This is a genomic window from Stenotrophomonas sp. (genome assembly GCF_031995405.1).
Classification (GTDB): domain Bacteria; phylum Pseudomonadota; class Gammaproteobacteria; order Xanthomonadales; family Xanthomonadaceae; genus Stenotrophomonas.
Genome location: NZ_DAMAGC010000103.1, coordinates 1 through 4,341 on the forward strand (window position 1 = coordinate 1; position 4,341 = coordinate 4,341).

A 4,341-nucleotide genomic window follows, 5' to 3' on the forward strand; every position below is an offset into this window, starting at 1 on the left:
GGTCCCGCCAACCCACCCGTACCCACCTTTGACAGTGTGCAGGTGCGCAACGAAAGAGCCGGAAGCGCGATCGCGGCTCCTGCGCTCTGCGCTCTGCGCTTCTGCCCTACGTTTCAAATGCCTTGCCCAGTCGTCCGAAGCATGCGTCGGATGCGAACCCTCACGCTCCCGCCCTGACCGGCTCAGGCCGCGGCCCCGGCCGTTGTGCTGCCGCTGCTTCCAGAAAACAAAAACGCCCGGCCAAGGCCGGGCGTTTCATTACAACAGGCCGCGATCGAAAATCAGGCCACCGTATTGCCGGCCGCCTTCAGGGCCGCGATGCGCTCTTCCAGCGGCGGGTGGCTCATGAACAGCTTCCTGGCGGTAGAACCAGCAATACCGAACGCGGCGATCTGCGTCGGCAGCGTGCTCTGGCCGTGGTTGAGCTTCAGCCGCTCCAGCGCCGCAATCATCTTCTGGCGGCCGGCCAGGTGCGCACCGCCGGCATCGGCGCGGAACTCACGGTGACGCGAGAACCACATCGAAATCATCGTCGCGAACAGACCGAAGATCATCTCCAGCACGAACACGATCACGAAGTAGCCGATGCCACGCCCGCCGCCCTCGCGGTTGCCCGACATCGCACTGTCGATGAAGCCACCGACGATCCGCGCAAGCACGATCACGAAGGTATTCAACACGCCCTGCAACAGGGCCATGGTGATCATGTCACCGTTGGCCACGTGCGCGATCTCGTGGCCCAGCACCGCTTCGGCCTCGTCCTCGCTCATGTTGTGCAGCAGGCCGGTGGACACCGCCACCAGTGCCTTGTTGCGGTTGGCGCCGGTGGCGAAGGCGTTGATTTCCGGGCCGTCATAGACGGCCACCTCCGGCATGCCGATACCGGCCTCGCGCGCCTGGCGTTCGACCGTGGCCAGCAGCCAGCGCTCGGTCGGATTGCGCGGTTCGGTGATCACCACCGCACCGGTCGAACGCTTGGCCATCCATTTGGACAGCAGCAGCGAAATGAACGAACCCCCGAAGCCGAAGATGGCCGCCATCACCAGCAGGCCGCTCATCTGGCTGGGATTGACGCCCAGCACCGACATCACGATGCCCGCTAGGATCAGCACCGCAAAGTTGGTCAGAAGAAAGAGAGCAATGCGACTGAACATGGGAAAATGACGCTCGATAGAGGTTGATGACTGCAAATCTGCGGGGACTTCATGTTGAATTCAAGTCGCAAACTGACCGACGATTCATAGTTCATGTCCATGACCCCCTACCGCGGCCGCTTCGCGCCCTCCCCCACCGGCCCCCTGCATCCCGGCTCGCTGCTGGCGGCGCTGGGCAGTTGGCTGCTCGCCCGCCATGCCGGGGGACAGTGGCGGGTGCGGATCGAAGACGTCGACCCGCCCCGCACCGTGCCCGGCGCCGTGGATCAGCAACTGGCCACGCTGGCCGCGCTGGGCCTGGCCAGCGATGGCCCCATCGTTCACCAGAGCAGTCGCGACATGCTCTACCAGCAGGCCCTGGAGCGCCTGCTGGACGAAGGCAAGGCCTTCTTCTGCCATTGCAGCCGCAGCGGCCTGGCCGACCAGCACGGCATCCACCATCAGTGCGTGGCACGCAGCCCGCGCCAACAACCGGCCATCCGCCTGCGCGTGCCGCCGGGCAGCACGGTCCATTTCCAGGACGGGCTGCGCGGGGCGATCCGGCAGGACGTGCACGCCGAGGTCGGCGATTTCGTCCTGCGCCGCGCCGACGGCTACTGGGCCTACCAGCTGGCGGTGGTGGTCGATGACGGCGACCAGGGCATCACCGACGTGGTGCGGGGCGCCGACCTGCTCGACTCCACCCCGCGCCAGATCCTGCTGCAGCGCGCGCTTGGCCTGCCCACCCCCGCGTATCTGCACCTGCCCCTGCTGCTGGATGCCGACGGCCGCAAACTGTCCAAGTCCGACGCCGCCCGCCCGCTGGATGCCAGAGCGCCGCTCCCCGCCCTGCGCCAGGCCTGGGCCGCGCTCGGCCAGGATCCGGCCTGCCTGCGCGGTGATGGCAGCGTTGTCGACCTGCTCGCGCGCGCCCGCGCCGGCTTCGATCCGGCCCGGCTGCCCCGCCACGACATCGTTGCACCGCAGGGCCCCCGCTGAGCCCCCATTTGCCGCGGCGATGTTGCAGAATCGCTTTCCCCCTAGTTGGCCCAGCCTTTCGGAGTAGCTGCTCATGACATCTCGCGTCGCACTGGTCACCGGCGGTACCGGCGGCATCGGTACTGCCATCTGCCAACGCCTGGCCGACCAGGGCCATCGGGTCGCCACCAACTACCGCGACGAAGCCAAGGCCACGGCATGGCGCGAGATGATGCTGGCACGCGGTTGCGACGTGGCGATCTTCCCCGGCGACGTCTCCAATCCCGATACCGCCGAAGCCATGGTTCACGCCGTCGAAGCCGCGTTCGGCCCGATCGAGATCCTGGTCAACAACGCCGGTATCACCCGCGACACCACCTTCCATCGCATGCGCGCCGACCAGTGGCACGACGTCATCAACACCAATCTCAACTCGGTGTTCAACGTCACCCGTCCGGTCATCGAAGGCATGCGCCGCCGCGGCTGGGGCCGGGTCATCCAGATCAGCTCGATCAACGGCCTCAAGGGCCAGTACGGCCAGGCCAACTACGCTGCCGCCAAGGCCGGCATGCACGGCTTCACCATCTCGCTGGCGCGCGAGAACGCCGGCTTCGGCATCACCGTCAACACCATTTCCCCCGGCTACGTCGCCACCGACATGGTGATGGCCGTGCCTGACGAAGTGCGCGCCAAGATCATCGCCGACATCCCCACCGGCCGCCTCGGCAAACCCGAGGAAATCGCCTACGCGGTGGCCTTCCTGGTCAACGAGGAAGCCTCGTGGATCACCGGCTCGAACCTGGACATCAACGGCGGCCACCACATGGGCTGGTAGAGCCGACCGCTGGTCGGCTGCTTTCCGCGGCGCATGGCGCAGCCGACCAACGGTCGGCTCTACGGAACCCGCGCGGCGCACTACGCTGCCGCCGCGGTCCGAGAAACCGTTTGCAGGCCCAACCGGCTACGGCCCTGACATGGAACCGGCAAAATGCTGCACCCCGCGCAGATCCATGCTGCGCAACATGAATTGATTCCGATACCCCGCCGCATGGGCCTTTCGGCGGTTGCATGTGCTGCTGCACTGCGCCATGCTGCGCGCCTACTGTGATGAGTGACCGTTTCATGGCTGCGAACCGCATTATCAAGAAATACCCGAATCGCCGGCTCTACGACACCGAGATTTCCAGCTACATCACCATCGAAGACGTGCGCCAGCTCATCCTCGACGGCGAAGACTTCGAAGTCCGTGACGCCAAGAGCGGCGACGACCTGACCCGCTCGGTACTGCTGCAGATCATCGCCGACCAGGAACAGGACGGCGAACCCATGCTGTCCACCCAGCTGCTCAGCCAGCTGATCCGCTTCTACGGCGACTCCCTGCAGGGCTTCATGGGCAATTACCTGGAGCGCAGCATGCAGGTCTTCCTCGACCAGCAGCAGCAGTTCCGCCAGCAGATGGGCAACCTTCTCGGCCAGACCCCGTGGGCGATGATGAACCAGCTCACCGAGCGCAACCTCGAGCTCTGGCAGGACTTCCAGCGCAACATGGGCGCCGGCGGCGCCGGCTTCGGCCCCCGTCCCGGCGGCACCTCCACCGGGACCGGCGCGGGCACGGCCAAGCCGGAAACCCCGGCACCCGGCGCGGGCAAGACCCGCCGCTGAGTTGCCTGCGAGGGTGACAACCAAAAAAGGCGCAGCCCACCGGCCGCGCCTTTTTCGTCTCCGCACTCAGCGCCCGATCAGCGCCTGGGCTTGGCGCAGCCGGTGCACACCCGCTCCACCTGGAAGCCCTTGGCCTTCAGTTTCTCGACCACGCCATCGTTGCCCAGCAGGTGCAGCGTGCCCACCACCACCAGCGTGCCACCCTGCCCGGCCTGCAGGTACTGCTGCAGCTTGGGCACCCAGGCATCGTTGCGATCGGTGTTGATCCGCTTGTACAGCTGCGGGTACTGGCCGCGCATCTGCGCCGCCATCGACGTCCACAGCAGCTTGTCGTCGCCGCGACGCCACGCATCGTGCAGCTTGCGGCCTTCGGCATCGGCCTTGTCGGCCTGGTCCAGCGCCTCGGCCACCATCTGTTGCTGCTCCTGCGCCGACATCCCCGACAACACCCCGACCTGCGTATCGATATCCTCCAGGCCCGAGGTCGTCTTGTTCGCGGTGGCGGCGCGCTCCATGAAGTGACGGTCCAGGCCCAGGTTCGGGTCCAGCCCCATTTTGGTGAACTGGC

The 4,341-nt window shown here is 66.4% G+C and carries 5 protein-coding genes; 3 read left to right on the top strand and 2 right to left on the bottom strand.

Features of this window, described 5'->3' with window-relative positions:
- Positions 1-281: 281 nt before the first annotated feature.
- On the bottom strand, positions 282-1,154 hold the full coding sequence (htpX, locus tag RTO53_RS15465; RefSeq protein ID WP_312238632.1) for a protease HtpX: 873 nt from the start codon (positions 1,152-1,154) through the stop codon (positions 282-284).
- Between the two features lie 93 nt (positions 1,155-1,247).
- Between htpX and gluQRS the strand changes: the two genes are divergently transcribed.
- From gluQRS to phaR, 3 genes are all read left to right on the top strand, one after another.
- The gene (gluQRS, locus tag RTO53_RS15470; RefSeq protein ID WP_312238633.1) at positions 1,248-2,132 is read left to right on the top strand and encodes a tRNA glutamyl-Q(34) synthetase GluQRS; all 885 of its coding nucleotides are present in this window, start codon (positions 1,248-1,250) and stop codon (positions 2,130-2,132) included.
- A gap of 73 nt (positions 2,133-2,205) precedes the next feature.
- On the top strand, positions 2,206-2,946 hold the full coding sequence (gene phbB, locus RTO53_RS15475) for an acetoacetyl-CoA reductase (RefSeq protein ID WP_312238634.1): 741 nt from the start codon (positions 2,206-2,208) through the stop codon (positions 2,944-2,946).
- Positions 2,947-3,233: 287 nt separating this feature from the next.
- The gene (gene phaR / locus RTO53_RS15480) at positions 3,234-3,773 is read left to right on the top strand and encodes a polyhydroxyalkanoate synthesis repressor PhaR (protein ID WP_312238635.1); all 540 of its coding nucleotides are present in this window, start codon (positions 3,234-3,236) and stop codon (positions 3,771-3,773) included.
- 77 nt (positions 3,774-3,850) lie between these two features.
- Here the strand turns inward: phaR and RTO53_RS15485 are convergent.
- On the bottom strand, positions 3,851-4,341 hold a 491-nt coding region (locus RTO53_RS15485), incomplete at its 5' end, for a TraB/GumN family protein (protein ID WP_312238636.1).

Coding starts and splice junctions, on each gene's coding strand:
- htpX (WP_312238632.1), bottom strand. CDS start 1,154: ATGTTCAGTCGCATTGCTCTCTTTCTTCTGACCAACTTTGCGGTGCTG.
- gluQRS (WP_312238633.1), top strand. CDS start 1,248: ATGTCCATGACCCCCTACCGCGGCCGCTTCGCGCCCTCCCCCACCGGC.
- phbB (WP_312238634.1), top strand. CDS start 2,206: ATGACATCTCGCGTCGCACTGGTCACCGGCGGTACCGGCGGCATCGGT.
- phaR (WP_312238635.1), top strand. CDS start 3,234: ATGGCTGCGAACCGCATTATCAAGAAATACCCGAATCGCCGGCTCTAC.